We start from the raw sequence: 877 nt of genomic DNA, 5'->3' as shown, positions 1-877 counted from the left end.
GAGGACCACGTCTCGATGGGCTGGGCGGCCGGGCGCAAGCTGCGCCGCGCGCTCGACGGCGTCGCCCGGGTGCTCGCGGTCGAGCTGCTGACGGCGGCCCGGGCGCTGGACCTGCGCGCGCCGCTCGACCCGGCGGCCGGCACCGGCACCGTCCGCGACCTCATCCGCGAGCACGTCGCCGGGCCCGGCCCGGACCGCCACCTCGCCCCGGAGATCGACGCCGTCCTCGGCCTCGTCCGTTCCGGCGCCATCACCCGGGCCGCGGCCGATGCGGTGGGCGAGCTCCGCTGAGAGCGCACCCCCCGCCCCGGCCCCACGTTGATCTTGGAGTAATGCGGGTATCAATCGGGCATATCGGACCACAATTCCCCACTTTCTCCAAGATCAACGGGGGCGGCCTCGTCGCAGCGCGAGCGCAGCACGTCGAGGGTGGTCACGGTCTTCACCAGCAGACCGGGATGCCGGAAGTGCGACCGAGGGCCATGCTCCGGCGGGCCGCTCCGTTCGTGAAAGGATTTCCGCGGAGGTGCTGCCGATGACGTCCGGACCCCGACCCGTCCGCGCTCCGCGGGGACGCCAGCTCACCGCGCTGGGCTGGCCGCAGGAGGCCGCGCTGCGGATGCTGCAGAACAACCTCGATCCCGAGGTGGCCGAGCACCCCGACGAGCTGGTCGTCTACGGCGGTACCGGCAAGGCCGCCCGGGATTGGCCGTCGTTCGACGCGCTGGTGCGCACGCTCACGTCGTTGGCCGGGGACGAGACCATGCTGGTGCAGTCCGGCCGTCCGGTCGGGGTGCTGCGGACCCACGAGTGGGCGCCGCGGGTGTTGATCGCCAACTCCAACCTGGTCGGCGACTGGGCCACATGGGAGGAGTTC

The 877-nt window shown here is 72.9% G+C and carries 1 protein-coding gene and 1 pseudogene; both read left to right on the top strand.

What is annotated here, in order from left to right:
• Positions 1 to 291: aromatic amino acid lyase (locus E1262_RS30040; protein ID WP_162606145.1), on the top strand; the 291-nt coding region annotated here is incomplete at its 5' end.
• A 244-nt stretch (positions 292 to 535) separates the two neighbouring features.
• A pseudogene (locus E1262_RS30035) lies at positions 536 to 877 on the top strand (urocanate hydratase); the annotation flags it as partial.

The organism is Jiangella aurantiaca (assembly GCF_004349105.1).
In the GTDB taxonomy this organism is placed as follows: domain Bacteria; phylum Actinomycetota; class Actinomycetes; order Jiangellales; family Jiangellaceae; genus Jiangella; species Jiangella aurantiaca.
This window is presented reverse-complemented; position numbering and strand designations above follow the sequence as displayed.